General features: G+C 56.2%; 1 protein-coding gene. It reads left to right on the plus strand.

All coding sequences use genetic code 11. The features are described 5' to 3' along the window. Positions 1-225: 225 nt before the first annotated feature. Positions 226-331, plus strand: a 106-nt coding sequence (locus EN852_RS37490) for an AsnC family transcriptional regulator (RefSeq protein ID WP_135879817.1), incomplete at its 3' end; no start/stop codon positions are given.

Below are 331 nucleotides of genomic sequence, written 5' to 3' on the forward strand. Positions count from 1 at the left end.
TACCAGTGTGACGCTATAGTCGCCCGTGGCGCTCAGCATTTCCGCGATGGTCGAGCCGATCTTGCCGGCGCCGACGACAACGATGTTCTTCATGATCAATTCCCCGCAATTTCAATTAGGCCAATTCGGTGGTGAGAATTTTCGCAGCTTGCCTGTCGAAAGGAAGCGTGGATTCTGGCAAAGTGAAGCATGACTTTGAGCAATTTGCCGAAAGGTTTCGTCAAAATGATCACTGAAGCCGAACAAGCCCTGCTTACCCTGCTGCGCGCCAATGCGCGCGCCTCGATTGCGGAACTGGCGCGCCAGCTCGGCGTGTCGCGCACCACGGTGC

Source organism: Mesorhizobium sp. M2E.F.Ca.ET.209.01.1.1, assembly GCF_004010375.2.
In the GTDB taxonomy this organism is placed as follows: Bacteria; Pseudomonadota; Alphaproteobacteria; order Rhizobiales; family Rhizobiaceae; genus Mesorhizobium.